At 59.1% G+C, this 16,584-nt stretch carries 16 protein-coding genes and 1 pseudogene; 13 read left to right on the plus strand and 4 right to left on the minus strand.

What is annotated here, in order from left to right; all coding sequences use genetic code 11:
• Nucleotides 1–248: 248 nt before the first annotated feature.
• The 4 genes and pseudogenes from tnpA to AQUI_RS0108130 all read left to right on the plus strand — a co-directional run bounded on the left by tnpA (nucleotide 249) and on the right by AQUI_RS0108130 (nucleotide 3,132).
• Nucleotides 249–650 (plus strand): IS66-like element accessory protein TnpA, encoded by a 402-nt coding sequence (gene tnpA / locus AQUI_RS0108115; protein WP_027257072.1) that lies wholly within the window; start codon nucleotides 249–251, stop codon nucleotides 648–650.
• Nucleotides 647–961, plus strand: coding sequence for an IS66 family insertion sequence element accessory protein TnpB (tnpB, locus tag AQUI_RS27450; protein ID WP_084294328.1), 315 nt, complete (start codon nucleotides 647–649; stop codon nucleotides 959–961). Before tnpA ends, tnpB begins: the two co-directional genes overlap by 4 nt.
• A 97-nt stretch (nucleotides 962–1,058) precedes the next feature.
• Nucleotides 1,059–2,533, plus strand: a pseudogene (tnpC, locus tag AQUI_RS29825) (IS66 family transposase).
• Nucleotides 2,530–3,132, plus strand: coding sequence for a plasmid pRiA4b ORF-3 family protein (locus AQUI_RS0108130; RefSeq protein ID WP_027257073.1), 603 nt, complete (start codon nucleotides 2,530–2,532; stop codon nucleotides 3,130–3,132). The pseudogene tnpC and the gene AQUI_RS0108130 overlap by 4 nt, the downstream one beginning before the upstream one ends.
• Before the next feature lie 215 nt (nucleotides 3,133–3,347).
• Here the strand turns inward: AQUI_RS0108130 and fliP are convergent, their stop codons facing one another.
• Genes fliP through fliF form a run of 4 tightly spaced genes read right to left on the minus strand, consistent with a single transcriptional unit; the run spans nucleotide 3,348 to nucleotide 6,649 of the window.
• Nucleotides 3,348–4,091 carry a flagellar type III secretion system pore protein FliP gene (gene fliP, locus AQUI_RS0108135; RefSeq protein ID WP_027257074.1) on the minus strand — a complete coding sequence of 248 codons (744 nt, stop codon included), beginning with the start codon at nucleotides 4,089–4,091 and terminating at the stop codon, nucleotides 3,348–3,350.
• Nucleotides 4,088–4,384 carry a FliM/FliN family flagellar motor switch protein gene (locus AQUI_RS0108140; RefSeq protein ID WP_027257075.1) on the minus strand — a complete coding sequence of 99 codons (297 nt, stop codon included), beginning with the start codon at nucleotides 4,382–4,384 and terminating at the stop codon, nucleotides 4,088–4,090. The genes fliP and AQUI_RS0108140 overlap by 4 nt, the downstream gene beginning before the upstream one ends.
• Nucleotides 4,377–4,976, minus strand: coding sequence for a hypothetical protein (locus AQUI_RS0108145; RefSeq protein WP_027257076.1), 600 nt, complete (start codon nucleotides 4,974–4,976; stop codon nucleotides 4,377–4,379). The genes AQUI_RS0108140 and AQUI_RS0108145 overlap by 8 nt, the downstream gene beginning before the upstream one ends.
• Nucleotides 4,976–6,649, minus strand: coding sequence for a flagellar basal-body MS-ring/collar protein FliF (fliF, locus tag AQUI_RS0108150; RefSeq protein WP_027257077.1), 1,674 nt, complete (start codon nucleotides 6,647–6,649; stop codon nucleotides 4,976–4,978). The genes AQUI_RS0108145 and fliF overlap by 1 nt, the downstream gene beginning before the upstream one ends.
• A 119-nt stretch (nucleotides 6,650–6,768) precedes the next feature.
• Here fliF and AQUI_RS0108155 point away from each other — a divergent pair, with 119 nt between their 5' ends.
• The 9 genes from AQUI_RS0108155 to AQUI_RS0108195 all read left to right on the plus strand — a co-directional run bounded on the left by AQUI_RS0108155 (nucleotide 6,769) and on the right by AQUI_RS0108195 (nucleotide 16,547).
• Entirely contained in the window at nucleotides 6,769–7,293 is a 525-nt protein-coding gene (locus AQUI_RS0108155; protein ID WP_027257078.1) for a flagellar basal body-associated FliL family protein, read from the plus strand.
• A 9-nt stretch (nucleotides 7,294–7,302) separates the two neighbouring features.
• Nucleotides 7,303–7,749: a hypothetical protein gene (locus AQUI_RS0108160; protein ID WP_027257079.1), complete on the plus strand. Its 447-nt coding sequence runs from the start codon at nucleotides 7,303–7,305 to the stop codon at nucleotides 7,747–7,749.
• Nucleotides 7,749–8,363: a MotE family protein gene (locus AQUI_RS0108165; protein WP_027257080.1), complete on the plus strand. Its 615-nt coding sequence runs from the start codon at nucleotides 7,749–7,751 to the stop codon at nucleotides 8,361–8,363. Before AQUI_RS0108160 ends, AQUI_RS0108165 begins: the two co-directional genes overlap by 1 nt.
• A gap of 78 nt (nucleotides 8,364–8,441) precedes the next feature.
• Nucleotides 8,442–9,311, plus strand: coding sequence for a flagellar motor stator protein MotA (gene motA, locus AQUI_RS0108170; RefSeq protein WP_027257081.1), 870 nt, complete (start codon nucleotides 8,442–8,444; stop codon nucleotides 9,309–9,311).
• A complete protein-coding gene (locus AQUI_RS0108175) occupies nucleotides 9,308–11,743 on the plus strand; it encodes a hypothetical protein (RefSeq protein WP_027257082.1) in 2,436 nt (811 codons plus the stop codon). Before motA ends, AQUI_RS0108175 begins: the two co-directional genes overlap by 4 nt.
• Before the next feature lie 514 nt (nucleotides 11,744–12,257).
• Nucleotides 12,258–14,291, plus strand: coding sequence for a flagellar biosynthesis protein FlhA (flhA, locus tag AQUI_RS0108180; protein ID WP_425411835.1), 2,034 nt, complete (start codon nucleotides 12,258–12,260; stop codon nucleotides 14,289–14,291).
• Nucleotides 14,288–15,067 carry a flagellar biosynthetic protein FliR gene (locus AQUI_RS0108185; protein WP_027257084.1) on the plus strand — a complete coding sequence of 260 codons (780 nt, stop codon included), beginning with the start codon at nucleotides 14,288–14,290 and terminating at the stop codon, nucleotides 15,065–15,067. The genes flhA and AQUI_RS0108185 overlap by 4 nt, the downstream gene beginning before the upstream one ends.
• Nucleotides 15,064–16,152 (plus strand): flagellar type III secretion system protein FlhB, encoded by a 1,089-nt coding sequence (gene flhB / locus AQUI_RS0108190; protein ID WP_027257085.1) that lies wholly within the window; start codon nucleotides 15,064–15,066, stop codon nucleotides 16,150–16,152. The genes AQUI_RS0108185 and flhB overlap by 4 nt, the downstream gene beginning before the upstream one ends.
• Nucleotides 16,149–16,547, plus strand: coding sequence for a hypothetical protein (locus AQUI_RS0108195; protein ID WP_027257086.1), 399 nt, complete (start codon nucleotides 16,149–16,151; stop codon nucleotides 16,545–16,547). Before flhB ends, AQUI_RS0108195 begins: the two co-directional genes overlap by 4 nt.
• The last annotated feature ends 37 nt before the right edge of the window (nucleotides 16,548–16,584 follow it).

Here is a 16,584-nt window from a genome sequence, read left to right on the forward strand (position 1 = left end):
CGACCTTTCTCCGAACCGGAAGCGGGAGTGCAGGTCCGTCCGATTGGGCGTCATGCACAATCTATCGCGTCTCGCGCGGAAACTTGAAACTCGCGGTAGATCTGCTTGAAGGACTTAACCTAACGGAAATACGCCCGCTGATCTTCGCAGTTTTTTGTACCGCCAACTTCACCAATCCGCTCTCTCAATGTATGCTTCCGGCGGAGGCCGTCTGACGAGATCACGGTGCTGGTGATAAGTCCGACCTTATGGCCGACCATAAGTTCAGACCCGAGATTGAAGTCCTTTCCGCCGCTGACGCTCCGCGCCGGCGGCACTGGAGCGATGCGGATAAAATCCGGATCGTGGAGGAAAGCTTTGCGGGGCATAGCAAGGTGGCAGCGACAGCCCGGCGGCATGGTGTATCGCGCTCTCTTTTGACGATATGGCGGCGGCAATACCGGGACGGGGAACCTGGCGACGAGACCTCACCGGCATTTATCCCGTTGACGCTTTCGCCTGGGTCGCCCGCGCCAGCACCAGTCGCACAGTCTGGAGCCGGCGATGTCCAACTCGAGATCGTGCTGAGGAACGGGCGCCGGCTCCTTGTCCCCTCCACAGTGGACCCCGAGATGCTGGCCCGGCTTCTTCCGGTGCTGGAGGGGCGATGATCGCCTTCCCGGCGGGGGTATGCGTTTGGATCGCAGGCGGAGTGACCCACATGCGGCGCGGCATGAACACCCTGGCTCTGACAGTTCAGCAGGGTCTTGGGCGCGACCCGCATGCGGGTGAGATCTTCTGCTTCCGGGGGCGCAAGGGCGACCTGGTCAAACTGCTTTGGCATGATGGCGTCGGCATGTCGCTCTACACCAAACGGCTGGAAGCGGGGAAGTTCATCTGGCCGGTCAGCGGGACCGGCGAAGCGGTGCAGATCTCCGCTGCCCAGCTCGGATACCTGCTGGGGGGGGATCGGCTGGCGTAATCCGCGCTGGACACAACGCCCTGCAAAGGCGGGATAAACTGGTCTCATCAGCCCTGTTTCCATAGGTTTTGCGGTGCGCACGTGGTAGGTCTCGGCCATGCCAGAGGCCGCTACCGGGATTGCCGGATTGCGCGCCGCACTTGCGGCATCGGAAGCACGTGCCGAAGCTGCCCAGACTGAACTTGCGCAGGTCCGGGCGGCGGTCTCGACCTCCGAGGCGATGATCAAGCATCTCCGGCTCGAGATCGCCAAACTCCGGCGCGAACAATATGGCCACAGCTCGGAACGGCGTGCCCGCTTGATCGACCAGATGGAGATGCAGCTCGAGGAGCTCGAAACTGCGGCCGCCGAGGATGAGACCGCGGCAATGAGGCTGACGAAGGCCGCGGCCGTGGCCGGCTTCGAACGCCGCCGCCCGGCACGCAAGCCCTTTCCGAACCATCTGCCGCGTGAACGTGTGGTGGTCGAGGCCCCCACCGCCTGTTCCTGCTGCGGCTCAGATCGCATCGTGAAGATGGGGGAGGACATTGCCGAGACGCTGGAGGTGATCCCGCGGCAATGGAAAGTGATCCAGACGGTCCGTGAGAAGTTCACCTGCCGGGCTTGCGAGAAGATCAGCCAGCCCCCGGCGCCCTTCCATCCCACGCCCCGCGGCTGGGCCGGGCCGAACCTGCTGGCGTTCGCCATGCGTTCGCGACCCATGGCGAACGCCCCTTTGGCGGCGGCGCTCCACCTGCCGCTCTGTTCCACTTCTCCCGTGACCGCGGAATGGTCAACCCGAACCGGCACCTCGCCGGGTGGCAGGGCATCCTGCAAGCCCCTCTCGGCAGCATGGCAGTGCCATGCGCCTGCCGGGCAGCGGATGCCTATGGCGGCTACAACGACCTCTACCGCGCCGGACGCGATCCGGCGCCAGTCAGCAGCGCATTCGCCGGTGGGCTCGAACCAGTGGCGCCTTCACCGGCTCATTGCTGGAGCCATGCCCGGCGCAAATTCTTTGAGCTCGCCGACATCAAAGGAATAATCCGCAGGGGCAAGCCTGCCCATGACATCTCGCCCGTGGCGCTGGAGGCGGTGGCCCGGATCGACGCGGTCTTCGACATCGAGCGCGGCATCAATGGCCTGCCCACCGAAGAACGGCACGCCATCCGGCAACGGCTGTCCCGCCCTCTGGTCGAGGCATTGCACGACTGGATGCGCACGGAGCGCGACAGGATGTCGAAGCATAACCCAGTTGCCAAGGCGATCAGCTACATGTTCACCAAGGACCGATGGGCGGCCTTCAGCCGCTTCCTTGACGATGGCCGTATTTGCCTGACGAACAATGCGGCCGAACGGGCCCTGCGGGGCGTTTCTCCCGGCCGGAAGCCCTGGCTCTTCGCCGGGTCCGAGCGCGGCGGCGGCCGCGCCGCGTTCATGTATTCCCTGATCGTCACTGCCAAGATGAACGATGCCGATCCCCAAGCCTGGCTGGCCGATGTCCTCGCCCGGCTGCCCGGCACGACGGCATCCCGTGTGCCGGATCTATTGCCCTGGAACTGGCCCCCGGCCGAGAAAAGGATAGCTGCATGACCCTGATCGCCCGCCTGCGGATCATCCTGAACGACGTTGATCCTCTGCCTATGCGCCATATCGAGGTGCCGCTGAAGATCAGGCTCGACTGGCTGCATGAGGTTATGCAGGCAGCTATGGGCTGGACCGATACCCATCTCTATGAGTTCCGTGCCGGCGATGCTGGTTGGGGCATACCAGATCCGGATGGGTTCTATGATGGCCCGTTGCCCGCAAAGAAAACGACGCTGGAGAAGGTGCTCGAGGGGACCGGCGTCAGGACGGTCCAATATATTTATGACTTCGGCGACGACTGGGACCACAGCATCCGGGTCGAGGGGGTCAACGATGCCACCCCCGGCGTGCTCTACCCACGGCTTCTCAAGGCCACCGGCGCCTGTCCGCCCGAGGACGTCGGCGGCGCTTGGGGCTACGAAGAGTTCCTCGAAGCCCTCGCTGATCCCGGCCACGAGCAACACGAGGACATGATCCGCTGGTCGGGTGGCTCGTTTGATCCCGACGATCCCAAGGCCGACAGGATCGTCGAGCGGCTTAACCAGCTTGCAAAGAAATGGACTCCGCGGCCCCGCAAACCCAAAACCCCCAAGGGCACTACCTGAGAACTGCCCACGTCAGCGGTCTACGTCGGATCGTTACCTCTCAATCCCCCGAAGGAGCCTCTGAGTAGAAATTTCAGGGAGGTGCTTTGGGACGCCTTTGATTCCAAAAACAGAGTCAATTATGAATGCTTGTGGACAGTTACTGTGATCTGGAATCTGGAGAAAGCCCGGGCACTACATAGATGCCGGGGCTTACGCCAGGTCATTGGAAGGGGTCAGGGGTAGTAGCTGCGTACCAGAGCGGTGGCGATCAAGCTCCAGCCATCTGCAACTACAAAAAATGCCAGTTTGAAGGGCAGGGACACGATGGCGGGCGGCACCATCATCATCCCCATGGACATCAGGACCGCGGCCACAACCAGGTCGATAACCAGGAAAGGCAAGAAGACGAGAAATCCGATTTGAAAGGCGCGTGAAATTTCCGACAGCAGGAAGCTTGGAACCAGCGCCGATAGAGGCGCTTCGGGCACGGGGTCCATGCCCTGGGTTTCCGGCCTGAGGTCTGCAATTGCATAAAATGTGTCCGGATCCAGCCGGTTGGCCATGAAGGCACGGAAGGGTTCCAAGCTGCGGGTGATGGCTTCGCCTGGTTCCAGTCGTTCTTCCAGAAGCGGATTGATGCCAGTGGTCCAGGCTTCGGTAAAAACTGGTTCCATCACAAAATAGGTCAGGAACAGCGCCAGGCTGATGATCAGCATGTTGGGCGGTGCCTGCTGCAGCCCGATGCCTTGGCGCAGAATCGATAGCACGGTCACCAGGAATGGAAAACAGGTGATCATGATCAGCAGGCCAGGTGCCAGGCTGAGCACGGTAATCAGCAGTATTAGCTGGATTGAACGGGCAGAGATCGACTCGCCGTCTGCCAGCGAAAGGCTCAGTTCTTGAGCCAGGGCGGTTTGCGGCATGGCCAGCAGGATTGCTGCAGCCAGGGCCGCCCGCACAATAGTCTTGTGTGTCATCCCAAACCGCTTTGAAGATCCGCAATTTCTGTCAGGCGCACGGCCAGCTGGCCAGCCTGATCTCCCTCCAGCTCTTCGAGCTGGCCCCGGGCGACCAGCCGGTCGCCGACGTAAAGATCCACGGGGTCTTCGACCCGCTTATCCAATGTGAGAATCGCATTTTCGCCAAGGCTGACCAGATCACGGATCAGCGGCCGGGCTTTGCCGACCGAGACAACCACTTCGACGGGAACCGAAACAAAGGGATTGTTTGCATCAGCGGATTTCATGTTCAGGTCGGCAGCGTCATCCATACTGGCTGTCCTCTTTCGCGTGATAGGTGAAGGCCTCAATCGAGTCCTGGATCGATTCTAGAAGGGCGTCGCAATTGATTTCGCATTCCGTGCTGCCAATGCCCAGATAGGCCTGGCCGGGAGACAGCACACTGTCTTCTTGCACGGTGACTGGAACGGAGAAATTGTCCGGCAGCAAGCTGCGCACCGGTGCCGCCTCCCCTGGAGCGACCACAATCTGCATTGGCTGATCGGTCTGGCCTTTGGCCATATCAGCAAGCTGATCGACAATATGATGCCCAAAAGAGGCAGCCATCGCGTCCGGCAGCACTGCACTGGTCAGCACCTTGAACATCGGGTCCAGTGAATCGAGCAACTGGCTTTGTGCTTCGTGATAGGTGAAGCTGAGATCTTCCAAAGAATTGGCCAGCTCTGCCGATATCCGGCTGCTTTCCTGATCTTTGGCTGTCACGGCATCATCCCAGCCGGCGCTGTAGCCGTTCTCAAAGGAGACCAGCCGCTGTTCTTCAATAAGCTCCTCGGAAACTGCGGGCAGGGCAGGCTCTGCCGAGGTGTTCATTCCGAAGTCTTCGAGCAAATGTGCAATCGTCATCAGGCTTGCTCCTTGTTTTCTTCCAGCCAGCCGCGCAGGATCTGCACGGTTTCTTCCTGACGCTCGCCAATCAAGTTGCGCAAACGGTCGACCGGGTCATCCATGCCACCGCCCAGTGCCGGAAAACCGGCCGCTCCCATCATGTCACCGCCAGTTCCCATGGCAGGCAGGTCGCCCAATGGTTCGAACTGTCCGGTTTCGTTGTTTTCAATTTCACCCTCAAGTGCGAGTCCCGCACCAAGATCCGGGGCCGTCATGAACCCGTCGCCGCCAACACCTGGCAGCCCGGGCAGCCCGCCACCATCCGGACCGGACAGCGCTGCTACGGGAGCCGCCTGATTCGACAAAATGGGACGCACAACGAACAGGCCTAGGATCAGGCTGACCAGGGCCAGAGCCGCGAGCTGGATCAGCGACATGGCATCAAAGTAGAGGTTGTCCATGAACCCTGCGGTGGCCACGGAGCCCTGCGGTTCCACTGTCGGCAAGTCCATGGACTTGAGCGTAATCACATCCCCGCGGTCCGCGTCAAAACCGACAGCGGCGGAAATCAGCTCCCGCAATGCGGCCAATTCGTCCTCCGGCCGGGGCTGGAATACAGTTTCACCTGCGTCATTTGTCACTGCAGAGCCATTGACCAGCACTGCAACAGTCAGGCGCTTGATGGCCCCGGGACCGCGGAGGATCTCTTTCTCGGTTTCCGAGATTTCATAATTGATTCGCTCCCGGGTGGCGCTGGTATTGGCTTTTGATCCCTGGCCTGAGGCCGCGTCGCCGTCGGGAATGTTGGAGGCAACCGTGACCTCTCCGGATTGGTTGGTAGAGGAGTCGGCCCGTTCCTCGACGTCAGTGCTGACGGCGACACGGCTTTTCGGGTCCACCCGCTTTTCCCGGATTGATTCGGTGTCGGTGACGGTCGCGACACTCACTTCGACCACGGCATTTCCCTGGCCGACGCGTGCCTCAACCAAGCGCATGACACGTTCGCGAAGCGTCTGGGACCGGTCATCGGTTCCGGCACCGGCGGCTGCAGTGGCATCCGAAGACCCGATCAACGCGCCGTTGGCATCAATCACTGCGACGTTTTCAACGGCAAGGCCGGTGACGGCAGACGAAATGAGGAAGCGAATCGCGTTGGCTTGTGCAGGTGTTACTGGGGATCCCATCGGCACGACTGAAACCGACGCGGTGGGTTCTACGGTGCGCTGAAAGGGGTTCGAGCCGGCATTTGCGATATGCACCCGTGCCTGGCTTACATGCGGGCTGCCAACAATAGTGCGGGCCAGCTCGCCTTCCTTTGCCCGCCAATAAGCGGCGTCGAACATCTGCGAGGTGGTGCCAAAGCCACTGAGCGAATCGAGCAGCTCGTACCCTTTGCCGCCATTGGCGGGCAGGCCTTCGCTGGCCAATGTCATCCGAAGTTCGTCACGCTGCGTTGACGGCACGTAGATTGAGCTGCCACGCACTTCATATTGGGCACCGCGCTGTTCCAGCGCCCGCACCACATCTCCGGCCGAGCCGCTTTCCAGCCCGGCATAGAGCAGTGTCATTGTTGGCTTGCTTGCCACATGGGACATCGCGATCACGCTGAGAATCATGATTACCGTGGCACCCACGGCTATCAGACGCTTTCGCATGTCCATTTCAGCCCAGACATTCTTGATCTGCTGCACATTAACCTCCGTCGCACCGGCGTTCTCTCCGGCGTGCAACCTTTTTGACGGATCGGCCTTAACATTCGGTTAGTTCCTCGCAGGTTATGAAGATGCTGCACGACGTTTTAGGGATAGCCATGACAGACGCTGCATTAGATACGGAAGCAGAAGCCCCGGCCAAGAAAAGCAAACTGCCCCTGATTATCGGGGTGGTGCTGGCATTGGCAGGCGGCGGCGGCGGATTCTTTGCCGTTCAGTCAGGCCTTCTTCCCTTTGGTCAGAAAGCGGCGCCGGAACCGGCGCCTGCGGCCGAAGTGGCGCCAGAAGGCGTGGACAGTGGTGAGACGGCGGAGGATATCGCCAATCTTGCCTTTATCGAAATGGACCCGATTGTGATTACCCTGCGTAAAGCCAGCGGTATCAAGCATTTACGGTTCCGCGCGCAACTAGAGGTCGACTTGGCCCACCAGGCCGAAGTCGAAAAAATCCTGCCGCGGGTTATCGATGTCCTGAACAGCTACCTGAGAGCACTGGAGCTAGAGGATCTGACTGATCCAATGGCGCTGCCGAAACTGAGGGCGCAGATGCTGCGGCGGATCAATATTGCAACCGGCCAGGGCCGGGTGCGTGATCTGCTGATTATGGATTTCGTACTGAACTAGGAGGACAGGATGGAAATTATTGCTGATATCCTGCTTGCGGCCGGTGCGCTGGGTGCCGGATTTTACTGTCTGGTGCTGTCGCGCAGGCTGAAGCGGTTCAATGATTTGGAAAAAGGCGTGGGTGGTGCAGTTGCCGTCCTGTCTGCCCAGGTCGATGATCTGAACAAATCACTGCAATCGGCGCAACAGATCTCTGATGGCTCCAGCAAGGCGCTGCAGCAACTGACGGGCCGGGCTGAAACCGTGGCGCAGCGGCTGGAGCTGATGATGGCGTCCATGCATGACATCCCCGAGGCCGGAACTGAGGCTCCGGCAGCCAAATCTTCGGCCGAGGACGACGCGATGGCTGCCGCATACGAGGCCGATTCGCAGCCGTCTGCCGAAGAGCAGGATGACGCAAAGCCTTCCGGCTTGATGTTCGTCCGGCATAACCGCAGCCAGAATCGGGTGGCGTAATGGCAAAGGCAGCAAAGAAAACCAGGCGGTTCCGGCGCAGTGGCACATTGATGATGCTGGCGGTGCTGCTGATGGGCTCTGCTGCTGTGCGGCTGGCTCTTGAAGCGGGGCCTGCAATTGCCCGTGAAGTGGCCAGTCTGCAGGAACCCGGTGGCGAAGCGCAACCTCATAAGGGGGAGCCGCAGCGCGACTCGATGCCCACTTCTGCAGAGCTGCAAACGATGCTGGCAGCCTTCAAGGAACGGGAACAGGCCCTGGCCGCCCGTGAAGCGGAAATTCAGGACCGGATGAAGGCCCTGGAAATTGCCGATCAGGCAATCGACAAGAAACTGGCTTCGCTGGAACAGGCAGAAGAGAATTTACGGGCAACCCTCGCCTTGGCGGATGGTGCGACCGAAGCGGATGTGACACGTCTGACGTCGGTCTATGAACAGATGAAACCCAAAGAAGCCGCGGCGTTGTTTGAGGAAATGGACCCTGCCTTTGCGGCCGGTTTCCTCGCCCGGATGCAGCCCGAGGCTGCGGCGGGAATCATGGCAGGGCTGAGCCCGGAAGCCGCCTATACTATCAGCGTTGTTTTGGCTGGACGTAACGGAGCAGTGCCGAAGGAGTAATTCGGCCGCCGCCGTTTAGTCTTTCCTTAGGAAGACTCGCCTAAGCTAATAAAAACCAATGGAATTCGGAGTGGACCCATGATCGGGATTGTAGGCATAGTGGTGATCTTTGTCATGGTGTTCGGCGGCTATCTCCTGGCCGGCGGCAAGATGGCGATCATTATTAAGGCCATGCCCTTTGAGCTGATGATGATCGGCGGTGCCGGAGCCGGTGCTTTTCTGATCGGCAATGACATGGGCGGCATCAAGCATACGTTGAAGGACGTCGGTAAGGTCTTCAAGGGCCCGAAGTGGAAGCCGGACGATTACCGCGACCTGCTGTGCCTTCTGTTTGCCCTGATCCGGATCGCGCGGGCGAATCCGGTTGAAGTGGAGCAACACATCGAAGACCCCGAAAACTCCTCTGTTTTCAATAAGTACCCCAAGATTCTGGCTGACAAGGAAACGGTGAACCTGATTTGCGACACCATGCGGTCGGCCTCGATGAACTATGACGATCCGCATCAGGTGGAAGAAGTGCTGGAAAAGCGCATGGAGGCCAACCTGCATCATGCAATGCACTCCAGCCACGCTTTGCAAACCCTGGCAGACGGGTTGCCGGCACTGGGAATTGTTGCGGCGGTGCTTGGCATCATCAAAACCATGGGGTCCATCGACCAGCCCCCGGAAGTTCTGGGCAAGCTGATTGGCGGCGCTCTGGTTGGTACCTTTCTTGGCGTGTTCCTGGCTTATGGCCTCGTGGGTCCCTTTGCGACCAAGGTAAAAGCGGTAACCGAGGAAGACGCGCATTTTTATCAGCTTATCCGTGAGGTTTTGGTGGCCAATCTGCACAACCATGCAGCAGCAATCTGCATCGAAGTCGGGCGCCAGAACACACCTTCGCATTTCCGTCCCGGCTTCGCTGAACTTGAAGAAGCCCTCAAATCGGTGAAACAGGACGCAGCATGATTTGGCGAGCACTTGCCACTGCAGCCGTGCTTCTGACGGCAGGAGCTGTCCAGGCGCAGACAATTGTGACCCGGTCAGGAGAGCACAACGGCTTCACCCGCCTGGTGATGCGCCTGCCGGATGGCGCGGATTGGTCGCTGGCTCAAAGCGGCACGACGGCGACAGTGAACATTGACGCGCCACAGGCAGTTTTCGATACGTCACGTGTCTTCAACCTGATCCCTCGCACCCGCCTGCAATCACTCGTGCAGAACGGGCCAGGTCAGCCGCTTCGATTGCAGCTAGGCTGTGACTGCACGGTCACGTCTTATGTTCAGAAGAATGGCTACTTGGTGCTTGATATACGTGATGGCGGCAAACCGGAAACACAGAGGCAGTATTCTGCTACCAGCAGTATTCTGCCACTCACTCCTCAGGCCACACAGAGCGGTTACAGGTTCAGTTTCTCTCAATCGGCCGCAGCTGACGCGCGGATGGCGCTGGAATTGGCTGCGGCGGTCGCGGGTCGTGCGGATCCGGCGCAAACAGTCCGGCCGCAGGACACTGAAGAAGCGCCTGAACCGGGCGCAGCCAAACAGCAAGAAGAAGCTGTGGAAGTTGCTTTGCCGTTGGATGGCAACAGCTTTCCGGTTCAGGCAGAAACCGCTGAAGCCAATGCGGATTCCGGGCTCCCTGAGACCAGAGTGCTGCTCAGCATGGAAGAAACTGAGCGTGCGGCAGCGGTCAAAGATTCCGAGCAACGGTTGCTGCAACAGATCGGACGGGCTGCAAATCAAGGACTTTTGAGTGTGGCGGCAAATGGGCTTGCTGGTGCGGATAGCGCTGTTGTATTGGATCCTCTGGGCCGTACAGACAGGCCGTTGAACCCTTTGGACCACATTTCTGTGACCTCTGCAATCGATCGTGAAACCGGGCTAATGGCTGCCCTGACTGATGGCAGCGGAGAAGCGGAGCATTGTTTGCAAGACCGTGATGTTGCCATCCATTCCTGGGGCAATGAAAGCTCGTTTGCGGATCAGATGGCACCGGTGCGCAGCGCATTGGTCCGGGAATTTGATGATGTGAATCCAGCAAGTGTTTTTACGCTCGCACGGATGTATCTCTACTTCGGCTTTGGCGCCGAAGCCCGCTCCATTTTGACTATTCTCCCTCCAGAAAATCAGGATGCGCCGGATATAGCCTTTCTCGAGGCAATGGCGATGCTGATGGATGGAGCGGTTCTGCCGGTTAATCACCCGTTATCAGGACAGCAAGGCTGCGAAGGCGACAGTGCCCTGTGGGGCGCTTTGGCGGATGGTCTGGTCAAGAAGAGCGCCAACACCGACGCTATTCAGCAAGCGTTTTCCAAAATGCCGACTCACCTGCGGGTGCACCTGGGGCCTCGGATCAGCAAGATGTTTGCCGAAGCCGGAGATAACCATATCGCCGAGGCAGTGCTGAGAGCAGTTGACCGGACCGGGGTTGAGGACGTTCCGGAAATCAACCTTGCTGAGGCGGCGATTGCCGAATTGGCAGGCGATACCGAAAAGGTGGCCGAAGAGCTGACCAGCGAGGTTGCAGAACGGAACGGAAATGCACCGGCCGCACTGATCGATCTGGTTGCTCTCAGCGTCAAGGAGCGCAAGGCGCTGTCTCCTGACGTGCCGGATTTGATTGCCTCCTATGAACTTGAAAACCGCGATACAAAGCTCGGAGCAGAGTTGCGTCAGGCGCAGGTGGCCTCTCTAGCCCTGATGGGGCAGTTTCAGGATGCATTTCAAGAACTGAACAGCCTGTCTGAACAAGACGGCCCGAATGCACGGTCGGCGGCGCTGGAGCCGTTGATGCTGCTGTTGGCGGAACGTGCGGATGACGTGACATTTTTGCAGTACTCACTGGTTTTCTCCAGCCAGGCAAGCGCGACGGAAGCCGCATCGGTAGCACCGGCCGTCGCCCGCAGGCTGCTGGATCTTGGGTTTGCCGAACAAGCACAGGGCCTGCTAACCAAGCTTGCGCTGGAGCCGGAAAACGAAGCCCGCCGCCTGATGATGGCCGAGGCCGCGTTGGAGTTGGACAAACCGCATCGGGCCCTTGTTGAGTTGATGGGGCTGGAAGGTTCCGAAGCCAACCGGATGCGTGCGGCAGCCTTGTGGCGCAATGGTGAATATGACCGGGCCGGAGAGTACCTTCTTGCGGAAGATGAGGCCGACGCAGCAGCCCGCGGGTTCTGGCATTCCGAAAACTTGGGAGCCATCGAAGCGATGGAGACTGGAGATGACGCGCAATTCGGTGCCGTTGCCTCTGTCACCACGCAAATTGGCGAAACCGCGCAAGATCCAGAGGGCCTGTCTCCGCTGGCTCACGCACGGGCCTTGGTTGAAAGCAGTGCAGGCACACGTGGCGGCATTGCTGATCTCTTGAACAAAGTTGGCACAGACTTGGAAAGCCCTTAGTATTTTCAGTGATCTGACAGAATGTTCACACAAACAAAGGCCGCCCGGATCAAGGGCGGCCTTTGTTTGCGCTGATAACACTTTGTCAACGGGCTGCCGATAACGTGATGATCGGGTGAATCCTGATTTGGAACGGGCAGAATGCCGGAAAACTATATTTTACTTTGCCTGAAAGGGCTGATTCTGCGCGCAATAGGCGCAGAGTTCAGGACGCGCTCAGTACCGAGTGCCGTTCTGAATCCTCTCTTGATAAAGATTGACAGGCTCCGACTGCCGGCAACCGGTATCGCAAAGCCTGATCGTCGGCACCGGTTGGCTGGAAGACGGCTATTTGCGCGGCAACCGCAGGTGCTGACAAAGCCTCGGAAAACGGACATGCGCTTCAGATTGGGCCCTTGGGCACCTATCCAGGCATTCCATCAGTTTGAATCTAGAAATTTGCGGGGCCTGAACTGTGCCTAAGCTTACCACTGAACAACTATTCAGTCCGACCGTCCTGCTGGCGCTGGCGTTGATGGCGATCATTGTAATGATGATCCTGCCGATGCCTGCCTGGGTTCTGGATGTTGGCCTGGCGGCCTCCTTTGGGCTTGCCATCCTGATCTTCACCATCACTCTGTTCATCGAACGGCCGCTGGATTTTTCCTCTTTTCCGACGATCCTTCTGGCCTCGCTGATGCTTCGGCTGTCACTGAATATATCCTCCACCAAACTGATCATCGGCCAGGGGCATTCCGGCACCGACGCGGCCGGCAATGTGATCGAAGGTTTCGCCCAGTTCGTGATGGGGGGCAGCGTATTCCTGGGTCTTGTGGTGTTCGGAGTGCTGTTGATCGTTAATTTCATGGTGATCACAAAAGGGGCCGCCCGGATGGCCGAAGTGGGCGCCCGTTTTGCACTGGATGGTATGCCAGGCAAACAGCTGGCGATCGACGCCGACATGTCAGCCGGTGCCATCGACCACCAGACCGCCAAGGAACGCCGTGAGCGTGATCAGCAGGAAACCACTTTCTTTGGATCGCTCGACGGCGCGTCGAAATTTGTCAAAGGCGACGCCATTGCCGGGCTTTTGATCACCTTGCTGAACTTGGTCATGGGGCTGATCATGGGCGTTCTGGTCCATGGCATGCCTGTTGGCAGCGCGTTTGAAACCTATGCCATCCTGACTGTGGGCGACGGCCTGGTGTCGCAGATCCCATCAGTGATCATTTCAATTGCCGCGGCGCTGCTGCTGGCTCGCGGCGGTACCACCGGCGCCACCGATACTGCCCTGTTCGAGCAATTCGGCCGCCATCCCGCCGCGCTGACAACTGTTGCCGTGCTGATGGTCTTGTTTGCACTGGTTCCCGGTCTGCCATTTCTGCCCTTTGTGACCGGTGGCAGCGTGCTGGGCTACGCAGCTTTCCGGATGGCAAAGAAGAAGCAGGACGACGCAGAGGCGGAGATTGAGGAAAAGATCGAAGAAGCTGCAGACCCTACTGCAACCCGGCCATTGGGAGATATTTTGGATCTGGATGATCTGCATTTGGAGTTTTCCCCGGATCTGGTCAGCATGGTGCTTGATGCTGGCACCGGGCTTGATGCCCGCATTGCCAACATGCGGTCCCATATTGCCACCACCTTTGGCCTGATCCTGCCGGAAATCCGGCTGACCGATCAGCATGAGCTGGAAAGAGGCACCTATGTGGTAAAAGTGCAGGGGGTTGAGCAGGTGCGCGGCACTTTGCATCCCGATATGGTTCTGGCCTTGATGCCGGACAATCATGACGCGCTGCCGCCCGGCACTGATGTGACAGAGCCGGTCTACGGCGCGCCGGCCCGCTGGATCTCTGCCAAGTCGCAGGAACAGGCTGCCTTGGCCGGGGCTACTGTGGTCACACCGCCGGAAATCCTGGCAACCCACCTGCTGGAGATCATCAAACAGAATTTCTCCCGCTTGCTGACACTTAAATCGCTGCGCCGCCTGTTGGATGAGATGACGCAGCTTTCTGATAACTTCCGGTCTGAGGCGAACCGCAAGCTGCTGGATGCGCTGGTGCCGGACAAGGTTCCGATGGATACGCTTCACTCGGTGTTGCGTCTGCTGCTGGAGGAGCGGGTTTCCATCCGCAATATGCCGCTGATCTTGGAAACGATTGCCGAAGCCCGGCAGCACACCACCCAGCCCGAGCTGATCTGTGAACATGTGCGCCAGCGGCTGGGGTTCCAGCTGGTGGCCGAGATGAAACGCGAGGACGGGACCATTCCGTTGATCCAACTGGCGCCGGAGTGGGAAGACAAGTTTTCGACGTATCAAGTGGATGCGCAGGGTGCCGGGTTGGACATAGCCTTGCCGCCCGACTTGTTCAATATGCTTGCGGATGGGCTGACCGAGAAGCTGTCGGCAATCACCGACCAAGGTGTGTTTGCCGCGGTGGTGACATCGACCCGCCGCCGCCGTTACCTGAAGACCATTCTGAAATCACGGGGCATCACCAACCCGGTTCTGTCTTTCGAAGAAATCGGCCTTGAAGCGCGGCCTGCCCTGGTTGGAATGGTGCAAGCATGAACCTGAACTTTCTGCCGCCAGAGCTTATAGTGCTGCTGGGGGCAGGATTCTGGCATGCTGCAATCGTATTTCTGCGGGTGTCGGCCATGGTATCGGTGCTGCCTGCGGTGGGTGAGCTGTATGTCCCCACCCGGGTCAAACTTGCAGTTGCTGCGGCCTTTACTTTTGTGGTGGCGCCTGCACTTCCGGCCCTTCCAGAGCCGGATGGAGCCATAGAATTTGCCCGGATTGCTGTTGCCGAAGCGATCATCGGCCTGGCAATGGGTATTGGTGTCCGGATCTTTGTTTTGGCGCTGCAGACGGCCGGTACAATGGCGGCGCAAAGCACGTCGTTGTCACAGGTTCTGGGCGGCATTGGCGCAGAGCCGATGCCGGCTCTGGGTGCCGTTCTGATGATTTCCGGTGTGACCCTTGCTGTCATGATGGGTCTGCATATCCGGGCGGCGGAATTGCTTATTGGCTCTTACCAGCTGTTTCCTGCTGGTCAGTTTCCTGCGGCTTCCGGGTTGGCGGAATGGGGGGTGTACCGGGTTTCGCAAAGCTTTTCGCTGGCGTTCACACTGGCGGCGCCTTTTGTCATTACAGCGGTGATTTACAACTTGGCGCTGGGCGTGATTAACCGGGCTATGCCGCAGCTGATGGTGGCCATGGTCGGCGCGCCGGCGATTACCTTCGGCGGTCTGTTTATCCTGATGGTCGGCAGTCCGATGATCCTGGATGTTTGGTCCAGGGCTCTGATGACCTTTATGTCGAATCCTGGAGGCGGCATGCCATGAGCGGCCAGGACGACGATTCAGACAAATCATTCGAGCCGACGGAACAGAAACTTCGCAAGGCCCGGGAGAAAGGCGAAGTTGCCAAATCTACGGATCTGTCCGTCGCCGCCGCCTATCTGGGTCTGATCATAGCAGTCTACACTGCCGGCAGCAGCAGCGTTGAGGGGATAGGCACTGCTCTGATGGCCTTTCTGGACCAGCCGGACAAGCTGGCCCCGCTGTTCTTTGAAGGGCCGGCTGCGGCACCTGTGGGCGGGTTCATCGGAAGTGCGGTGCGCCCTGCGCTGCCATGGTTTCTGGTTCCCTTTGCATTGGTTCTGCTGTCGATTGTCGGACAGCGTGCGCTGGTTTTTGCGCCCAGTAAGCTGGAGCCAAAGCTGTCTCGTATTTCTCTCATCTCGGGAGCCAAGAATAAATTTGGCAGATCCGGGCTGTTCGAGTTTTTCAAAAGTTTTGTGAAGCTGGTGCTCTATTCGATCTGTCTGGGCGTCTACCTGTCTTACCGGCTTCCGGACATGATCGCTTCGTCCGGCACTGGCCCGCAGTCAGTTGTCTTGATGCTGGCGCAGCTGGCGATGGAGTTTTTGTTTTTGGCGCTGCTCATCGCGCTATCGATCGGTATTGTGGATGCTGCCTTTCAACATGCGGAACACCACCGCAAGAACATGATGTCCCGGAAGGAGATCCAGGACGAAATGAAAGAATCCGAAGGCGATCCCCATATGAAAGGCCAGCGCCGTCAGCGCGGCCAGCAGATCGCGATGGGGCAAATGATGGCCGATGTGCCCAAAGCCGACGTAGTGGTTGTCAACCCGACTCATTATGCGGTGGCGCTGCAATGGAGCCGCGAAAAGGGTTCCGCGCCTGTCTGCGTTGCCAAGGGGGTTGATGAAGTTGCCGCGGCGATCCGGCGTGTTGCCAATGAAAACGGCGTTCCGATTCACAGTGATCCGCCGACGGCGCGGGCATTGCATGCCACGATTGAGATCGGCGGCGAAATTCTGGAAGAGCATTACGCACCGGTGGCGGCGGCCATCCGATTTGCCGAAGAGATGCGCAAGCGTGCTAAAGGAAAAATCACATGAAGCAGAAGATGCTGGATCAGATGGCGGCAGTGACTGCCGCGCAGTATATGCAGGAACATGCGAAAATACAGCCGGCTCTGGCCCGGGAGGCGCAGCTTCGCGGCCAGTTGGCTAAGCTGAACAGCCAAGTGCAGACAGTCCGGGAACAGGCAGACAGCGATCACACAATGAAGGCTTTGGGGGCAGATCTGTTGTGGCAGGGCTGGCATACCCGCACCCGGCGCCAATTGAACCTGGAGCTGGCGCAGGCCACGGCACAAAAGCTGCGGATGATGGATCAGCTGCGCAAAGCCTTTGGGCGCAAACACGCGGTGGAAACCATGGCGGCTTCCGAACGCAAGCGGCACAAGGCGGAGCAAGCAAAGGCCTTCATGGACCGGCTGTTGGACGGCTGAGATACCTTGAGTCTGGTGTAAACCAAAAAGGCCGGTC

This window comes from Leisingera aquimarina DSM 24565, from assembly GCF_000473165.1.
Lineage (GTDB): Bacteria > Pseudomonadota > Alphaproteobacteria > Rhodobacterales > Rhodobacteraceae > Leisingera > Leisingera aquimarina.